Origin of the sequence: Methylomonas rhizoryzae (assembly GCF_008632455.1) — a bacterium.
Lineage (GTDB): Bacteria > Pseudomonadota > Gammaproteobacteria > Methylococcales > Methylomonadaceae > Methylomonas > Methylomonas rhizoryzae.
Genome location: NZ_CP043929.1, coordinates 391,434 through 409,763 on the forward strand (window position 1 = coordinate 391,434; position 18,330 = coordinate 409,763).

Here is an 18,330-nt window from a genome sequence, read left to right on the forward strand (position 1 = left end):
GGATTTTACGCAACCGGCCGCAATTAGCCGCAAGCGTTAATCCCAATTACTATCCGAAAACAGGGGCTAAATAATGATAAAAACACTGCTGACCGTTTCTATTTCTCTGGCACTTGCCGCGAGTAGCGGTTTTGCAGCTGCGCAAAGTAAAGCGGGCAAGGAAAAAGCCGCTACTTGCGCCGGTTGTCATGGCGAAGACGGTAATAGTCCGATGCCGTCGTTTCCAAAATTGGCAGGGCAGCATCAAGGCTATTTGCTGAAACAATTGCAAGCGTTCAAAAGCGGCACCCGCTTGTCGCCCATGATGGCACCGTTAGCGACCGGTTTAGACGATAAAAGCATGGCGGAAATCGCTAGCTATTATAGCGAGCAGAAAATAGCCGCAAATTCGGCGCCGGTTCTGCCGATGGAAGATGACGACGATTCGAAGCCGGCAAAAACCGAAGCACAAAAGCAGGCAGAATTGGAAGATTTAATTACTCAAGGCAAAGATCTTTATCGAAACGGAAATATAGCCAGAGAAGTATCCGCGTGCGTCGCTTGTCACGGGCCGTATGCGGAAGGTAATAAACCGGCTTCTTTTCCGGCCTTGCATTCGCAACATGCGGAGTATTTGATCAAAACCCTTACCGACTTCAAAACCGGCGCCCGCAGCAACAATCGGGAAAATATGATGCATATGATTGCAACCAAGATGACCAATGAAGACATTAAAGCGGTTGCATACTACATTTCCACCATCAAATAACCCGGGTAGTGCAAGCTGGACGCGCTGGAAACGGCCGGTTTGTCATCGATAGACGGGTGCCTGGCGAATGGCTAGGCACCGCTTGCTACAACGTTTTGCTTGGTTAACAGGACGCCGGCTCTAATAGCCTTCGGGAATTATTAGATAGGCGTGCCAACAACGGAGAAAAAATGCTTAGAAAAATTGCTGCAGTGGGTTTGTTGTGTTGTTCGGTTTTAGCGCACGGCGAATTGAATTACGAATCGGTTTCACCGCCTCAACCGGTCCAAAAACCCGATAAAGTGGAAGTGATCGAATTTTTTTGGTACGGCTGCCCGCATTGTTACAGTCTGGAACCGGAAATGAATAAATGGCTGGCCAAAAAGCCGGAGAACGTTAACTTTATCCGGCAGCCTGCGGTATTCAGCGATCTGTGGGCAAAACACGCGAAAGCTTTTTTTACCGCCGAGGCCCTAGGGATAGTGGAGAAAGTGCATGCGGACTTGTTCGATGCCATCCAGAATAAAAAGCAAAAACTGGCTACGGAAGACGAATTGGCCAAATTTTTCGTGACGCATGGGGTCAAGGACGAGGATTTTCGTGCCGCCTATCACTCTTTTTTGGTCGATGCAAAAATGCGGCAGGCGGAAACCATGGCGGCCCGCTATGGGATAACCGGGGTGCCCGCGCTGATCGTAAACGGCAAGTACCGCGTGACCGCGACTACCGCCAAGTCACAGGAAAACATGTTGAGTGTGACCGATCAATTGATTCAACAGGAATCTCAAGCCAAATAACGGATATCATCAAACTAATTTTAACCGAACAAGCTAAGCGTTTATTCAGCTTGCGGTTTACGTGTTTTACCGAACGAGGTGTCAGAGAGTATGGGTTTGTTCGGCAATAAACACGATGGTGACGATAAGTGGAAGACTAAGTATTTCGACTTGCTGATCGAGCAAGAAAGCTTTGAAAAAGAACAGCAAGGTCTGCGCGATTTGTTCTGCAAAACGCTCGTACGTTTCGCGTTGGCGGTTAAAGGCTTCGATCCCGGTCTGGATCCGCATTTAGAGCGCTTGCGTAAGTCGCTTAAAGCCGGGATAGCCAATCCCCTGTTGCGGCAGGAATTGGAAGCATTTAGCAAGGCCTTGTATTCGCTAAAGGATTTGCAGCAGACTTCTCATCTGGATGCCAGCCTGCTGTTTGAGTACTTGATACAAACCCATGTCGAACTGGAATCGGCATTGCAGCGGATTCAAGCGAATTACCAAAATCGAGAAATTCCTAATCAGCAGCGGTTATTTCTGGCTTTGGCGGACCTGCTTAAGAACGTCAACGCAAGTGAGGCACTGCAAAATGTTATGGCCGACAATCGGACGGTCGGCGAACAGCTGTTAAATTTGCTCGATAACGTGCAGCTGCCGCCGGCCTTCGCGCAGGATGCGGCAAATCTCAGAGTCCGGCTTAACCAACTACAGCCGCTAGCCCCGATATTCGACGACGGCGTGCGTTTGCTGCTTTCCGTCAAGAAACACATTGATGTCGAGCAGCAGGAAATGGCAACTTTTTTGACGCGCTTGACCGATGAATTGACGGATTTGGGCATCAAGACGGCCGGCATGGGGGTTGCCGCGGAAGACTCCTTCATCAAGCACAGCGATTTCAATCGCACCGTGGAGGCGCAAATCGTTGAGTTGCAACAAAACTCCGCGTCGGCTACTCAGCTGGAGCCGTTAAAGCAGTTGATCGAGCTGCGGGTCCACACGCTCAACCAGCAGTTGCAGCAATCTCGGGCTCAGGAAGAGGCGGAAAGAACTAACGCGCAACAGCAGTTGAATGCCTTGGTGCAAAAATTACAGGCCTTGGAAGAGGAAACCTCTGAACTGAGATCGCATTTAGATGTGGCGCAATACAAGGCTACACGGGATCCTTTGACCGAATTGTCCAATCGATTGGCGTTGGACGAACGCTTGGCTAGCGAATTGGCCCGGTGCAAACGTTACGGTGGTGCATTGTCGGTTGCGGTGTTCGATATCGATTATTTCAAAAACATCAACGACACATACGGGCATAAGTCCGGCGATAAGGTGCTGATAATCATAGCCAAGCTGTTGAGTCAGCATTCGCGAGAGACTGATTTCCTGGCCCGATTCGGCGGCGAAGAGTTTGTGATGTTGTTACCGGAAACAGGGGCGGAAGCCGCGTTCGGCGTTGTGGAGAAAATCCGGCAAGTTGTCGAAAACAGCGGTTTCAATGCCGGCGGCAACCGACTCTCGATCACGCTGTCGTGCGGTTTGACGGAATATGTAGCCGGAGACGACAACGAATCTATCTTCTCCCGGGCGGATGCCGCGTTGTACCAAGCCAAACAACAAGGCCGCAATTGCTGCGTGCCGGCTTGATTGATCAGTAGAGCAAACCGCCGCATTAATTCCCCGAGAAAATTGCCAGGCATTTGTAAAAACTCAGATTCTGGCGGCAAAAACCGTATACGGTTTATAATCGTTTGCTTTGAATTCAATATCACACTGGAAGTATCATGCTGGGTAAGCTGGTTAAATGGGTTATCGGTAGCCGGAACGATAGGCTGATTAAGAAAAAGCGCAAGCTGGTCAAGAAAGTCAATGCATTGGCGGCCGAGTATGAAAAGCTCCCCGACGTTGCGCTCAAAGCCAAGACTCAAGAGTTTCGCGACCGCTTAGCCGCCGGCGAAAAGCTCGATAACTTAATTCCGGAAGCTTTTGCGTTAGTCCGGGAAGCCTCCACCCGGGTATTCGGCTTGAGGCATTTCGACGTGCAGTTGATCGGCGGCATGGTGCTGCACGCCGGAAAAATCGCCGAGATGAAAACCGGCGAGGGTAAAACCCTGATGGCTACCTTGGCGGCTTATCTGAATGCCTTGCCGGGCAAGGGCGTACACGTAGTTACCGTGAACGATTATCTGGCTCGCCGCGACGCCGAAACCATGGGGCGGTTGTACGGTTTTTTGGGGCTGACGACCGGCGTGATCGTGAGCGATCTGAATCACGAGCAACGTAAAGCCTCATATGCCGCCGACATCACCTACGGCACCAACAACGAATTCGGCTTCGACTATTTGCGCGATAACATGGCGTTTAGTCTGGAGCAAAAAGTACAGCGCGACTTGCACTTTGCCATTGTCGACGAAGTCGATTCCATTTTGATCGACGAGGCGCGAACTCCGTTGATTATCTCCGGGCAGGCGGAAGGCAGTACCGACATTTACTTGGCCACCGACCGCTTGGTTCCGTATCTAAGCCGGCAGGAAAAAGCCGACGATCCGGAAATGCAGGACAAAATGCCGGGAGATTACTTCATCGACGAAAAATCCCGTCAAGTCCACTTGACTGAATCGGGCTACGAAAAAGTCGAGCACATGCTGGCTGAAGCCGGCTTGATAGCGGAAGGTTCGACCTTATACGATCCGGCCAATATCCGCTTGATGCATTACGTCAATGCGTCGTTACGCGCGCGCTGCTTGTTTCAAAAAGACGTCGATTATGTGGTCCGCAATGACCAAATCATTATCGTTGACGAATTCACCGGCCGCATGATGAGCGGACGGCGTTGGTCCGAAGGCCTGCATCAGGCCATAGAAGCCAAGGAAGGGGTGACCATTCAGAAAGAAAATCAAACCCTGGCCTCGATTACTTTTCAAAACTATTTTCGCTTGTATGAAAAATTGTCCGGCATGACCGGAACCGCCGATACGGAAGCGTTCGAGCTGAATAAGATTTACGGTCTGGAGGTTGTGGTCATTCCCACTCATAGACCGATGATCCGCAAGGATATGGGCGATCTGGTTTATCTATCGGCACGGGAAAAATACGATGCAGTGATTACCGACATCAAAGATTGTTATCAGCGCGGTCAGCCGGTGTTAGTGGGCACTACGTCCATCGAAAAATCCGAGTTGATTTCGACGTTGTTAAAAAGCCACGGCATCGTCCATGAAGTTTTGAACGCCAAGCAACACGAGCGCGAGGCACACATCATCGCTAACGCCGGGATGCCGGGGGCGGTAACTATCGCAACCAACATGGCCGGCCGGGGTACCGACATCGTACTGGGCGGTAATTTGGCTGCCGAGCTCGACAGTTTGGGCGAACAGGCTTCCGAAGCGGATAAAGAGCGGGTGCGCGGTGCTTGGCTGGATAGGCATCAAGCCGTGCTGGCCGCCGGCGGTTTGCATGTCATCGGTTCCGAGCGCCACGAATCGCGACGTATCGATAATCAGCTGCGCGGTAGGTCCGGCCGGCAAGGCGATCCGGGATCTTCGCGTTTTTATTTGTCGTTGGAAGACGATTTGATGCGGATTTTCGCGTCGGACCGCGTGGTCGGTTTGATGCAAAAATTGGGCATGCAAGAGGGGGAGGCGATCGAGCATCCTTGGGTAACCCGCTCTATCGAAAGCGCTCAGCGCAAGGTGGAGAATCGCAACTTCGATATCCGGAAAGAAATTCTGGCTTACGACGACGTCGCCAACGATCAGCGGAAAGTGGTGTATGCCCAGCGTAACGAGCTGATGGCGGCCGACGATATCAGCGATATTATTTGCGCCATTCGCGCGGATGTTATCAATGACATCGTCAGCCAATTCATTCCGCCGAAGACCATGGAAGAGCAATGGAATATTCAGGGTTTGGAACACTGTTTAAAACAAGACTTGAATCTGTCCTTGCCGTTGGTCGAAATGATGGCCGCCGACAAATCGCTGAATGAAGCTAAGTTGCGTAAGCTTTTGGTGGAAAAATCCGAACAAGATAGTGAGGCTAAAGCCCGAGCAATAGGTGTGGATGTGGTCAGGCATCTGGAGAAAAGCGTGATGTTGCAAGTGCTCGACCATGGTTGGAAAGAGCATCTCGCCGCTATGGATCAATTGCGGCAAGGCATTCATTTACGCGGCTACGGCCAGAAAGATCCTAAGCAGGAATATAAGCGGGAAGCCTTCCAAATGTTCAACAGCTTGTTGGACCATATCAAACAAGAGGCAGTCACTATCCTAGCCAAAATTCAGGTGACGCGCGAGGAAGACGTGCAAGCGATGGACGAGCAGTTGCAAGCGCCGGTGGACATGCATTTCGAGCACGCCGAGGCCCATTCGGCGTTCGAACTCGAACAACCGGCCGAGCAAGACTCGGGGGCGGCCGCAACTGCCGAGTCGCAAACTTATGTACGGCGCGACCCCAAAGTAGGTAGGAACGATCTTTGTCCTTGCGGCTCGGGCATGAAATATAAACATTGTCATGGTAAATTGAACTAAAGTCGGCAAACCCGCTGTTTCTCCGGTATTCAATCGTTGTCGTAGCGGACTTGACCGGTCAGCGAGCCAAGTAACTTGAGTTAGAGGTTTATTGATGCAGGCAAGGAAATGCTGAAGGTACTTGCAGATATTGCCGTAAGCAAAGCTTGTGATTCGATGACTATGTCGGTGCAGCCGATAGGGCTTGCAGCGGTTGATGGATAAATTCGGTCTTTCTAAATTTCTCAAGGGGTTAGATCATGATACACAAAGTCTTCCGTAAGAGTACCCCTAAAGCCGACATTACCCGGTTACCTAAACTGGGGATGGCGGCTGAGCATATCACTTCGGATTTCAAACGTTATTACAGCCATCGGCTAGGCCGGGACGAAAACTGCCGATCCCCGCACTACGCTTACGAAGCGTTGTCTCTGGCGATATGCGACCGTTTGGCGGAGCGCTGGAAAAAAACCTACAACGTTTATCGGGACATCGATTGCAAGAAAGCGTTTTACCTGTCCATGGAGTTTTTGATCGGACGCTCGCTAAGCAATGCCATGTTGAATTTGGGCATGGACGAGGAAGTGATCAAAGCGCTATACGACTTGGGGCTGGACGCCGAAGAGCTATTGGATAGCGAACCGGACGCCGGTTTGGGAAACGGTGGCTTGGGGCGGTTGGCGGCTTGTTTCATAGATAGCTGCGCCAGCTTGCAATTACCGGTTACCGGTTACGGCTTGCGCTACGAGTACGGCATGTTCACTCAGGAAATCGTCAACGGCGAGCAGGTCGAAAAACCCGATCACTGGTTACGCAACGGCAACGTCTGGGAAATCGAACGGCCGGAGTATATGACCCGGGTTAAATTCGGCGGCCGTACTCAAATGCATATCGACGAAAACGGACACAAGCGCAGCAGTTGGGTGGAGACGCATGACGTGCTGGCTATTCCCTACGATACGCCGGTACCGGGCTATAAAAACGGTACCGTCAATACCCTGCGGTTATGGAAGGCAATTGCTACCGAAGAATTTAATTTGCAGGAGTTTAATGCCGGCGATTACGCCGAAGCCGTGGCGCAGAAAAATACGGCGGAAAACATCACCATGGTGCTGTATCCCAACGACGCCAACGAAAACGGCAAAGTGTTGCGGTTAAAGCAGCAATATCTTTTGGCATCGGCGAGTTTGCAGGACGTTATCGCCAACTGGGTGGGGCGGCACGGCCGGGATTTTTCCAAATTTGCGGAGAAAAACTGCTTTCAACTCAACGACACCCATCCCAGCATCGCGGTGGCCGAATTGATGCGGCTATTGGTCGACATTCACGGGCTATCCTGGAACGAAGCGTGGCAGATTACCCGCAATACCATGGCCTATACCAACCATACATTGTTACCGGAAGCTCTGGAAAAATGGTCGGTAAATTTGATGCAAAGTTTGCTGCCGCGCTTGATGGAGATCATATTCGAAATCAACGCGCGCTTCTTGGCGGAGGTTTCGGCGCATTGGCCGGGGGACGGCGCCAGAATCGCCAGAATGTCGCTGATTGAAGAAGGGCATGAAAAAAACGTGCGCATGGCGTATTTGGCTATCGTCGGCAGTTTTTCGGTCAACGGGGTGGCCGAACTGCACTCCAAGTTGTTGAAAGAAGGCTTGTTTAAGGATTTTTATGAGCTTTGGCCGCACAAATTCAATAATAAAACCAATGGGGTTACGCCGCGCCGCTGGCTGGCGGGTTGTAATCCCGAACTTGCGGAACTGATTACCGCGACAATAGGCGATAGATGGATTATCGAGTTGTCGGAACTGGCCAAGCTAAGACCTCATGCCGAAGATCCGGCGTTTAGGGCAACCTGGCGTGAGCTCAATCAGGCCGCCAAGCAACGCTTGGTCGATTACAAACGCACCGAGTTCGACATCGAAATCGACGTGGAGGCCTTGTTCGATGTTCAGGTCAAGCGCATTCACGAATATAAACGGCAAGTATTAAACGTATTGCACGTCATACATTTATACGACCGCATTAAGCGGGGCGATACGCAAAATTGGGTTAACCGTTGTGTGTTGATCGGCGGTAAAGCCGCCCCCGGTTATGCGATGGCGAAAAAAATTATTAAGTTAATCAATAATATCGCGAATGTCATCAACGGCGATCCGGATGTCGGGAATAAGCTCAAATTAGTGTTTTTACCCAATTACCGGGTTTCGGCCATGGAAAAAATCTGTCCGGGTGCGGATCTGTCCGAACAAATTTCCACCGCCGGGAAAGAGGCTTCCGGCACCGGCAACATGAAGTTCATGATGAACGGCGCACTGACCATCGGCACTTTGGATGGGGCGAACATCGAAATTCGCGATGAGGTTGGGGCGGAGAATTTCTTTTTGTTCGGACTCACGGAAGCCGAGGTGGAAGCATTAAAACCGCATTACAACCCGCAAGCTTATATCGATCAAGATACCGATTTGCAAGGCGTCATGCGCTTGTTGGAGTGCGGCCATTTCAACCAATTTGAGCCCGGCATGTTCGACGACGTGATTGCGTCGATCAAAAACCCGCAAGATCCGTGGATGACTATTGCGGATTTTCGTAGTTATTTGAACGCGCAAAAGCAAGTCGAAGAAGCTTGGCGCGATCAGGAACGCTGGACAAAAATGAGCATTCTGAATACGGCGGCCAGTGGGAAATTTTCGACCGATAGGACTATTTCCGACTACAACAGAGAAATCTGGAAATTGTCGCCGATAGATGTGGAGCAATATTGATACATGTTGGATGTTGTCCTCTATCAGCCGGAAATTCCGGCAAATACCGGCAATATCATTCGATTATGCGCCAATACCGGCGCGCATTTGCATTTGATTCATCCTTTAGGCTTCGAATTGGACGATAAGCGTTTGCGGCGGGCCGGTCTGGACTATCACGAGTGGGTCAACGTCAGGCAGTATGCGTCGTTGCAGGACTACCGGGAAAGGGCCAAGCCCAATCGCTTGTTTGCACTCACGACTAAAGGCAGTACCCAGTACAGTCGGGTAGCGTTTCAGGTCGGAGACGCGCTGTTGTTCGGCCCGGAAACGCGCGGCTTGCCCGCGGATTTTTTGGAGAGTCAGCCGCGTCAGATGAATTTGGTATTGCCGATGCGCAGGGAAAGTAGAAGCTTGAATTTATCCAATACGGTCGCCGTGGTTCTTTACGAGGCTTGGAAACAGCTCGGTTTTCCGGGTGCGCAGGCGATTTAGCATTGAAATGGTCGTTCAAAACCGGCGAACAGCGTTGCTGTAATACGAATTCGCTATGATGCCGGTTTCGTCGACGAATCCGTTAGATTTAGTTGGTTCAGAGAAAGAGGATATTGAATGAAAAAGCAGGTCGCTTTAATTACCGGCATCACCGGTCAGGACGGTTCTTATTTAGCCGAGTTTCTGTTGGAAAAAGGCTACGAGGTGCACGGCATCAAACGCCGGGCATCGCTGTTTAATACCGAGCGGGTAGACCACATTTATCAAGACCCTCATACCACGGATGCCAAATTTCATCTGCATTACGGGGATTTAACCGATAGCTCTAACCTGACGCGCATCCTAAAAGAAACCCAACCCGACGAAGTCTACAACCTGGGTGCCATGAGTCATGTCGCGGTGTCGTTCGAATCTCCGGAATACACGGCGGATGTCGATGCGATAGGGACTTTGCGCTTGCTCGAAGCCATACGCTTTTTAGGGATGGAGAAAACCACTCGCTTTTATCAAGCCTCCACTTCGGAATTGTACGGCCTGGTTCAGGAAATTCCGCAGAAGGAAACCACGCCGTTTTATCCGCGTTCGCCTTACGCTGTTGCGAAATTATATGCGTATTGGATTACCGTCAATTACCGGGAAGCTTACGGCATGTATGCCTGTAACGGCATCTTGTTTAACCACGAATCGCCGCGTCGTGGCGAAACTTTCGTGACGCGCAAGATCACCCGCGGTCTTGCCAATATCGCCATGGGCCTAGAGCAATGCTTGTACATGGGAAATATGGATTCATTGCGTGATTGGGGGCATGCGAAGGACTATGTGCGCATGCAATGGATGATGTTGCAGCAAGAACAGCCGGAAGACTTTGTCATCGCGACCGGCGTGCAATACTCGGTCCGTCAATTTATAGAAATGTCGGCAAGCGAGCTTGGGATTACCTTGCGTTGGGAGGGAAGCGGGGTCGACGAAAAAGGCTATGTCGAAGCGATTAGCGGGGACAAAGCGCCGCACGTTAAAGTCGGGCAAACTATCGTTTCCATTGATCCGCGCTATTTTCGACCGGCCGAAGTCGAAACCTTGTTGGGCGATCCTAGTAAGGCGAAACAACGTTTGGGTTGGGAGCCGCAAATCACCTTGCAAGAGATGGTTAAAGAGATGGTGGCTGCCGATCTGGAGCACGCCAAAAAACACGCACTGTTACAGCATGAAGGCTATAGCGTTGCGGTAAGCAAGGAGTAGCGGATGTCCGACAGGCAAAAGAAGATTTATGTCGCAGGCCATCGTGGGATGGTGGGTTCCGCCATCGTTCGGCAACTTCAGGCGGCTGGTCACGACAATATCGTGGTCAAAACGCATGGCGAATTGGATCTGACCGATCAAGCCGCGGTGAGCGAGTTCATGCAAGCCGAGAGACCGGACCACGTGATTTTGGCGGCAGCCAAAGTGGGCGGCATCCACGCGAATAACCAATATCCGGCTGAATTCATATACCAAAATCTAATGATGGAGGCGAACGTCGTGCACCAGGCATGGCGTTCCGGCTGCACGCAGCTGTTATTTTTAGGCAGTTCTTGTATCTACCCTAAATATGCCGAACAGCCGATACAGGAGTCGGCTTTGCTTACCGGGGTGCTGGAGCCGACTAACGAACCGTATGCTGTCGCCAAAATTGCCGGTATCAAACTGTGCGAGTCTTACAATCGGCAGTATGCGACCGATTACCGTTCGGTGATGCCGACCAATTTGTACGGCGAGAACGACAATTTTCACTTGGAAAACAGTCACGTCATTCCGGCGATGATCCGTAAGTTTCACGACGCCAAAGTCGCCGGCGCGGCGAGTGTAACGGTTTGGGGTACCGGCGTGGCGATGCGGGAGTTTTTACACGTGGATGATATGGCTGCGGCTTGCCTGCACGTGATGAGTTTGTCCAAAGCAGCTTATCAACAGGTAACTGAGCCGATGTTATCGCATCTGAACGTCGGGACGGGAGTCGATGTTACCATACGCCAATTGGCGGAAACCGTAGGCAAGGTAGTCGGTTTTACCGGCAATATCGAATGGGATAGCAGCAAGCCGGACGGAACGCCGCGTAAATTGATGGACAACAGCAAATTGCGTGCATTGGGCTGGCAACCGAAAATCGAGCTGGAACAAGGCTTAGCCTCGACCTACCAATGGTTCGTCGAACATATAGCGGAAATTAAAAATCAATAAGGCGATTGCCAAGAATCAGGATATTTCTGACGGGAGATTTCCTAAAGCGCTTTACACGATGGTTATGTTTTGAAAGGCCGGTTTGCGAATGTTAGCAAAACTAGGCAGGCCGCAGCCGGTTTACTTATCCGGTTAGAGTGAAAAGTGCAGATCTCAATTTAGATGGGTTGGAGTGATCATTATGCAAATGGAAGCAATAAAGAGTAAGTCCTATACACCCGGACCTAACCCTTTCTGGGTGTTGTCGTTATGGGGCTTAGCCGTACTGTTATTGACTGGCGTGCTATATGATAGCTTGCGCATGATGGTGGAAGTATGGCTCGATACCGAAGAATACAGCCACGGATTTTTCATACCGCTTATTTCGGCGTATCTAATTTGGATGCAGCGCAGGGAACTGGCGTTCGTTAACGGTTTTCGCGAGTCTTCAATCGGATTGGCCCTGTTGTTTTTTGCATTGTTGCTGGGCGTGTTGGGCGGATTGGCAACCATCAAGACCCTGCAGCAATATGGCTTCATCCTAGGCCTTAGCGGATTGTTCGCCGCGGCATTCGGCACGCGCGGCCTGAAAACCGTTTGGGTTGCCTTGTTGTTTTTGTTTTTCATGGTGCCGTTCCCCAGTTTTATACTCAACAACCTGTCGTCCAAGCTGCAGTTGTTGTCTTCCTGGCTAGGCGTGGAATTCATACGCGCATGCGACATCATGGTGTTTCTCGAGGGAAACGTCATCGATCTTGGCGGCTATAAGCTGCAAGTGGTGGAAGCGTGTAGTGGGCTAAGGTATTTGTTTCCGCTGGCCAGCCTGTCTTTTTTGTGCGCCTATTTATTCAAAGGGCCTTTTTGGCAAAAGCTCTTAGTATTTTTATCGTCGATTCCGTTGACGATTTTTATGAACAGCTTCCGTATCGGTGTGATTGGCGTTTTAGTCAATTATTGGGGTACCGAAATGGCCGAAGGCTTCTTACATGATTTCGAAGGCTGGGCGGTATTTTTGCTCTGTATGGTGTTGTTATTCATTGAAATGTGGCTTTTTGCCCGGCTGAACGGCAGTAACACCGCTTTTTCGGAATTGGTCCAGTTGCCGGACGAATGGTTCGACGGCAAAGCGAATTTCAGCGCCGACGTAAAACTCAACCAATCCGTTTTTGCTTGTATAGCCTTGATCGTATTCATGGGGGCTAGCATGCATGCCATGCGCGCCGGCGAGGACATCATTCCGCCCAGAAAAGTTTTTGCAAGTTTTCCGGCTCAATTGGGGCAGTGGCAAGGGCGGCGAGACTACATCGACGGACGCTACCTCAAGGAGTTGAAGTTGACCGATTACGTGGTAATGAATTACGTCAATCCAAGTCAGCGTAGCAATGTGAATTTCTACACCGCTTATTACGAGTCGCAACGAAACGGCGCGGCCATTCATTCTCCGCGCAGTTGCATTCCGGGTGACGGCTGGCAAATTACCGGCTTCGGGCAAAAGGAGTTTTCCGACATTATGTTCCAAGGCCAACCGTTGCGGGTCAATAGAGCCGTTATCGAGAAAGGCGATTATAAACAATTGGTTTATTACTGGTTTCCGCAACGCGGGCGTATGGTTACCAACGAATATCTTGTCAAATGGTATTTGTTTTACGATGCGATTGCCATGCATCGTACCGACGGCGCCTTGGTCAGATTGGTTACCGGGCTGGAACCCGGGCAAGAATTAAAAGAGGCCGATCTTAGACTGCAAAGCTTTTTGAAAGAGTTAGCGCCCGAGCTTGCCGGTTATTTGCCCGGAGCCGAGCCGCAGACGAGTGTAAATTAGCCGGTCGGGGCTGATGGCTGGATTTCCGATTGAGTTCATCTACACTTCGCCATTAGTCTGTCTAGCATTAACGGTAGGGTATCGATGATTGTTTGGTTGTCTTGGGGATGGCGGGCCTCCCTTTTTTTCGGCGCAATGTTGTTTAGCGCACTGCTTAGCGCCGACACGCTGCAAATCAATCCCAATCACCCCGAGCGATATACTGTCGTGAAAGGTGATACCTTGTGGGACGTCTCGGGTAAATTCCTGCAGCATCCCTGGCAATGGCCGCAGTTGTGGCGCAACAATCCGCAGATTAAAGACCCGCATTGGATCTATCCGGGCGATACCTTGTATTTCGCGTACGTCAACGGGGAAGCCACACTCAGTTTTTCACCGAACGGCCAAGACTATAGCGATACGGAACTAGTGCCTCATGTGCGCGAATCGGAGTTGCAGCAAGCGATCCCGATGATTCCGAACGAAGCGATTTCTCAATTTCTGAGTTCGCCTAGAGTAGTCAACGCAGAAGAGCTTGCTTCCTCGCCGTATGTGTTGGAGATTGTGGACGAACATTTGGTCGGCGGTATAGGCGACCGGTTTTACGTGCGGGCGATTGAGCATCCCGAGGGCCTGTCGTATACCGTATTTCGTCCCGGCAAGCCTTACGTAAGCCCGGAAACCCAAGAAATCCTGGGGTATGAAGCGCAATACATTGCCGACGCGGTAATTGAGAGGCCTGGCGATCCGGCGACTTTGCGTATCATGAAAGCGGAAATGGAGGTCCAGCGCGGCGACTTGATCATGTTGAGCGCAAATGGGGAAATGGCCTTGAACTATTTTCCTAAGTCCCCGGAAAGTCCGGTTGCGGGAAGCATCATTCAGGTGTTGGGCGGGGTGTCGCGTATCGGTCAGCACGATATCGTGGTCGTAGACAAGGGCTTGCGGGATGGTTTGACTGTCGGTCATACCCTGGAGATATTTCGACGGGGCAAGATAGTGATTGACAGAACCAGGACTAACGAGCCGGAACCGGTTCAGTTGCCGGACGAACAAGCGGGGCTGTTGATGATCTTTAGGCCGTTCGACAAAGTCAGTTATGCATTAGTCATGAAAGCGGCTTCCGCCATCCATGTTTACGACAAAGTAAAAACGCCGTAAGCGCGACGGATTTAAGTTCGGATTAGATTTGTCCGCGCTCGGTAACTCGCAGATACGCTATTGGCTGGCGCTTTCCCGTACGCCGGGATTAGGTCCGCTTACCGCGCAACGCTTACTGGCTCAATTTTCTGTGGAACGAATTTTTAGCGCGTCGTCCGCCGAATTAAAGCAGGCCGGTTGTCCGGATAAATTGGTCGATTCGCTGCAGGTGCTGGAATGGAGTTTAATCGAGCAGGACTTGCTGTGGTTGGCGCAAACGGAAAACCATGTGGTGGTTTTCGACGACCCGGATTATCCGGATTTGCTGAAACAAATCGCCGATCCGCCCTTCGTTTTATACGTTAAAGGAGATCCCCGCTTACTGAATAGGCCACAGATTGCCATGGTGGGGAGCCGAAATCCCTCGGTTCTTGGGGCAAAAATGGCGCAGGAGTTTGCCGGAGCCTTAGTCGCAGCCGGATACGCGATTACCAGCGGCATGGCATTGGGTATAGATGCGGCGAGTCATGTTGCGGCGTTAAACAGCGGAGGAAAAACGTTAGCTGTGGTCGGCACGGGTTTGGACCGCGTGTATCCGGCTAGACACAGGCAGCTGGCGGTTGAGATAGCCGAGACAGGGGCTTTGATTTCGGAGTTTCCGTTAGGCAGCTCTGCTAAAGCCGGACATTTTCCGCGCCGCAATCGCATCATCAGCGGGATGTGTCAAGGTTTGCTGGTTGTGGAAGCCGCCGCCCAAAGCGGCTCCTTGATCACCGCCAGGCTAGCGCTGGAACAGAACCGGGAAGTCTTCGCAATTCCCGGCTCCATTTACAATCCCCTGGCAAAAGGCTGCAACGCGCTGATTCGGCAAGGCGCTAAATTGGTAGAGTCTGTGGACGACATCTTGGAGGAATTAGGGCAATACAATCAATTGCCTAGGTCTAGCGGCGCACAAATAAATCACACTATGCTTGACCTGGAGCAACAAAATCTATTGAATTTGATTCCGTACAGCCCGATAACAGTGGATGAACTGGTTCGAGCAAGCGGTAGCTCGGCGGAAAATGTATCTTCAATGCTGTTGGTTTTGGAGATGCAGGGCTATATTGCTGCCGCGGCTGGTGGTAGTTATTACCGTATTCAATAAAGGCTCCGATGAAAGAAGATATATTTGATGTGTTGATTTATTTATTCGAAAACTATCTGGACGGGGATAGCGAGAGTTATCCCGATACGGACGTGATTGCCAACGAGCTATTGGATGCGGGGTTTCAGCAACCCGATGTCAGCAAGGCTTTTGATTGGCTCGAGTCCTTGGCTGACATTGAAAGTTTGGAGCCTAGAGCACCGTCTTCTTTTCGAATCTTTAGCGCACAAGAACAAAGCGTATTCGATCTGGAATGCCGTAGCTTTCTGTTGTTTTTGGAACATACGGGCATATTAAGCGCGGCTAATCGGGAAATTGCCATAGATAGGGCGATGGCCTTGAAAGAAGAAGGCATTACCCTGGACAAACTCAAATGGTTGGTATTGATGGTGCTTTTGAGTCAGCCTGGCGATAGCGCGGCGTTCTCCCGTATGGAAGATATCGTTTACGATTTAATACCAACTTCTTTGCATTGATTTAAAAGGTGCTATGACTAAAAGCTTGGTCGTTGTCGAATCTCCCGCCAAATGTAAGACGATAGAAAAATACCTGGGTAAAGATTTTCAGGTATTGGCATCCTACGGTCACGTCAGAGATTTAATCCCGAAAGAAGGCGCTGTCGATCCCGAGCATGGCTTTGCCATGAAATATCAGGTCATCGACAGAAATCAACGCCATTTGCAAGAAATCGGCAAAGCACTTAAAGCGGCCGATACTTTGTATCTCGCTACTGACCCAGACCGCGAAGGCGAGGCCATTTCCTGGCATGTGTTCGAGTATTTAAAAGAAAAAAAACTGCTTAAGGATAAACACGTACAGCGCGTCGTGTTTCACGAGATTACCAAGAAGGCGGTGACCGAAGCCATAGAAAACCCAACCGAGCTGTCTACCACCTTGGTGAATGCGCAACAAGCGCGCCGGGCTTTGGATTATTTGGTGGGGTTTAATTTATCGCCCTTGTTGTGGAAAAAAATTCGCCGCGGCTTATCGGCCGGGCGGGTGCAAAGTCCTGCGCTACGGCTTATCGTAGAACGGGAAATGGAAATCGAGGCGTTCAAGACTCGGGAATATTGGTCGCATACTGCGGACGCTGTTGCGCAAGGCCAGCCGTTTAAGGCCAAGCTGACTCATTTCAACGGAGAAAAGCTCGGTCAATTCAGTTTCACCGACGAAGCCAAAGCTTTGGACGTGAAGCAAGCCCTGCTTGAGGCTGGCGACGGAAAGCTGATCGTTGCCAAATTAGAAAAAAAGCAACGCAGCAAACATCCCGCTCCGCCGTTCATCACCTCTACCTTACAGCAGGAAGCCGCCCGTAAACTGGGCTTTACTACCAAGCGCACCATGATGGTTGCTCAGCAACTGTATGAAGGTATCGACTTGGGAGGCGAGACGGTCGGCCTGATTTCCTACATGCGGACCGATTCGGTCAATCTGGCCGACGAAGCCATCAACGATATTCGTGCGCTGATTGCCGAAAAATACGGGTCGAAAAACGTGCCTAAAGAGCCTAGGCACTTCAAAACTAAATCCAAAAATGCGCAAGAAGCGCATGAAGCGATTCGGCCGACTTCGGTCCAGCGTTTGCCTGAACAAGTAAAAGATCGCTTATCCGCCGAACAATTCAAATTGTACGATTTGATTTGGAAGCGCACGGTGGCCTGCCAAATGTTGCACGCTACGTTAAACCTGGTTGCGGTTGATTTGCATTGCGGCAGCGAATTGAACGTATTCAGAGCGACCGGTTCGACTGTGACCCATCCGGGATTCATGACCGTGTATCTGGAAGGGGTGGACGACAGCAAAGACGCGGCCGACGATCAAGACCGGTTGTTGCCGCCGATGGAGGAAGGCAGGCCGGTCGATTTACTGGATATTGTCGCAGCGCAACATTTCACCGAACCGCCACCGCGTTTTAGCGAAGCAAGTTTGGTAAAAGCCCTGGAAGAATACGGTATCGGTCGGCCGTCGACCTATGCGACGATTATCTCGACTTTGCAAAACAGAGAATACGTCACTCTGGAAAACAAACGGTTTTTCCCGACCGATGTCGGTAGGATTGTTAACAAGTTTTTGACCGAACATTTCACTAAATATGTCGACTACGGATTTACTGCCGATTTAGAAGACGAATTGGACGCCGTGGCGCGGGGCGAAAAGGATTGGGTGCCGTTGATGAACGCATTTTGGCAGCCCTTTAATCAGTTGATCGGTGAAAAAGACGAGACCGTGCAACGCAAAGATGTTACGCAAGAACATATCGATGAAAAATGTCCGGAATGTGCTAGCCCATTATCGATAAGGTTAGGACGCAACGGGCGTTTTATCGGTTGTACTAATTATCCGGCCTGCTCTTACACGCGCAATTTAGGTGACGATAATCCCGGTGTCGGTGCGGAGAATGAGGTCGTCGAAGGCAGGGTATGTCCTAAATGTACCTCACCTTTAGTCATTAAGAGTGGACGTTACGGAAAATTCATAGGCTGTAGCGCTTACCCTAAATGCAAACATATCGAGCCCTTAGAGAAGCCGCAGGATACCGAAGTTGAATGCCCGCAATGCGGAAAGGGCTCGATTTTGAAACGCAAGGCCCGTAGCGGCAAGATATTTTATTCGTGCTCCGAATACCCGAAATGCGATTACGCATTATGGGACGCGCCCATCAAAGAAAGTTGTCCGGCCTGTCAATGGCCTATCCTCACCTTGAAAACCACGAAACGGCGCGGCACCGAAAAAGTGTGTCCGCAAAAGGATTGCAAATATGCGACACCGTACGAAGGTGATCCCGCCGACGTAGACGGGCCCAAGGTGAGGTGAGTG

13 protein-coding genes are annotated in these 18,330 nt (G+C 50.8%); all 13 read left to right on the forward strand.

From position 1 onward, the window contains the following. Nucleotides 1-73 precede the first annotated feature (73 nt). The 13 genes from F1E05_RS01785 to topA all read left to right on the forward strand — a co-directional run bounded on the left by F1E05_RS01785 (nucleotide 74) and on the right by topA (nucleotide 18,327). Nucleotides 74-748 (forward strand): c-type cytochrome, encoded by a 675-nt coding sequence (locus F1E05_RS01785; protein ID WP_150046276.1) that lies wholly within the window; start codon nucleotides 74-76, stop codon nucleotides 746-748. 170 nt (nucleotides 749-918) lie between these two features. Then, on the forward strand, nucleotides 919-1,524 hold the full coding sequence (locus F1E05_RS01790; RefSeq protein WP_150046277.1) for a thiol:disulfide interchange protein DsbA/DsbL: 606 nt from the start codon (nucleotides 919-921) through the stop codon (nucleotides 1,522-1,524). A 90-nt stretch (nucleotides 1,525-1,614) separates the two neighbouring features. Further along, nucleotides 1,615-3,129: a GGDEF domain-containing protein gene (locus F1E05_RS01795; RefSeq protein ID WP_150046278.1), complete on the forward strand. Its 1,515-nt coding sequence runs from the start codon at nucleotides 1,615-1,617 to the stop codon at nucleotides 3,127-3,129. Nucleotides 3,130-3,266: 137 nt separating this feature from the next. After that, nucleotides 3,267-6,011 (forward strand): preprotein translocase subunit SecA, encoded by a 2,745-nt coding sequence (gene secA, locus F1E05_RS01800; protein WP_150046279.1) that lies wholly within the window; start codon nucleotides 3,267-3,269, stop codon nucleotides 6,009-6,011. A 239-nt stretch (nucleotides 6,012-6,250) separates the two neighbouring features. After that, nucleotides 6,251-8,755: a glycogen/starch/alpha-glucan phosphorylase gene (locus tag F1E05_RS01805; protein ID WP_150046280.1), complete on the forward strand. Its 2,505-nt coding sequence runs from the start codon at nucleotides 6,251-6,253 to the stop codon at nucleotides 8,753-8,755. Between the two features lie 3 nt (nucleotides 8,756-8,758). Continuing rightward, a complete protein-coding gene (trmL, locus tag F1E05_RS01810; RefSeq protein WP_150046281.1) occupies nucleotides 8,759-9,229 on the forward strand; it encodes a tRNA (uridine(34)/cytosine(34)/5-carboxymethylaminomethyluridine(34)-2'-O)-methyltransferase TrmL in 471 nt (156 codons plus the stop codon). A gap of 117 nt (nucleotides 9,230-9,346) precedes the next feature. Beyond that, nucleotides 9,347-10,468 carry a GDP-mannose 4,6-dehydratase gene (gmd, locus tag F1E05_RS01815; RefSeq protein WP_150046282.1) on the forward strand — a complete coding sequence of 374 codons (1,122 nt, stop codon included), beginning with the start codon at nucleotides 9,347-9,349 and terminating at the stop codon, nucleotides 10,466-10,468. A 3-nt stretch (nucleotides 10,469-10,471) separates the two neighbouring features. Beyond that, nucleotides 10,472-11,446, forward strand: coding sequence for a GDP-L-fucose synthase (fcl, locus tag F1E05_RS01820; protein WP_150046283.1), 975 nt, complete (start codon nucleotides 10,472-10,474; stop codon nucleotides 11,444-11,446). Between the two features lie 181 nt (nucleotides 11,447-11,627). Further along, nucleotides 11,628-13,247, forward strand: coding sequence for a VPLPA-CTERM-specific exosortase XrtD (gene xrtD / locus F1E05_RS01825; protein WP_232056745.1), 1,620 nt, complete (start codon nucleotides 11,628-11,630; stop codon nucleotides 13,245-13,247). 84 nt (nucleotides 13,248-13,331) lie between these two features. Continuing rightward, entirely contained in the window at nucleotides 13,332-14,387 is a 1,056-nt protein-coding gene (locus F1E05_RS01830) for a LysM peptidoglycan-binding domain-containing protein (protein WP_232056746.1), read from the forward strand. Between the two features lie 28 nt (nucleotides 14,388-14,415). Further along, a complete protein-coding gene (dprA, locus tag F1E05_RS01835; protein ID WP_150046285.1) occupies nucleotides 14,416-15,513 on the forward strand; it encodes a DNA-processing protein DprA in 1,098 nt (365 codons plus the stop codon). A gap of 8 nt (nucleotides 15,514-15,521) precedes the next feature. Further along, the gene (locus F1E05_RS01840) at nucleotides 15,522-15,989 is read left to right on the forward strand and encodes a DUF494 family protein (protein WP_150046286.1); all 468 of its coding nucleotides are present in this window, start codon (nucleotides 15,522-15,524) and stop codon (nucleotides 15,987-15,989) included. A 13-nt stretch (nucleotides 15,990-16,002) separates the two neighbouring features. After that, a complete protein-coding gene (topA, locus tag F1E05_RS01845; protein ID WP_150046287.1) occupies nucleotides 16,003-18,327 on the forward strand; it encodes a type I DNA topoisomerase in 2,325 nt (774 codons plus the stop codon). Nucleotides 18,328-18,330 lie beyond the last annotated feature (3 nt).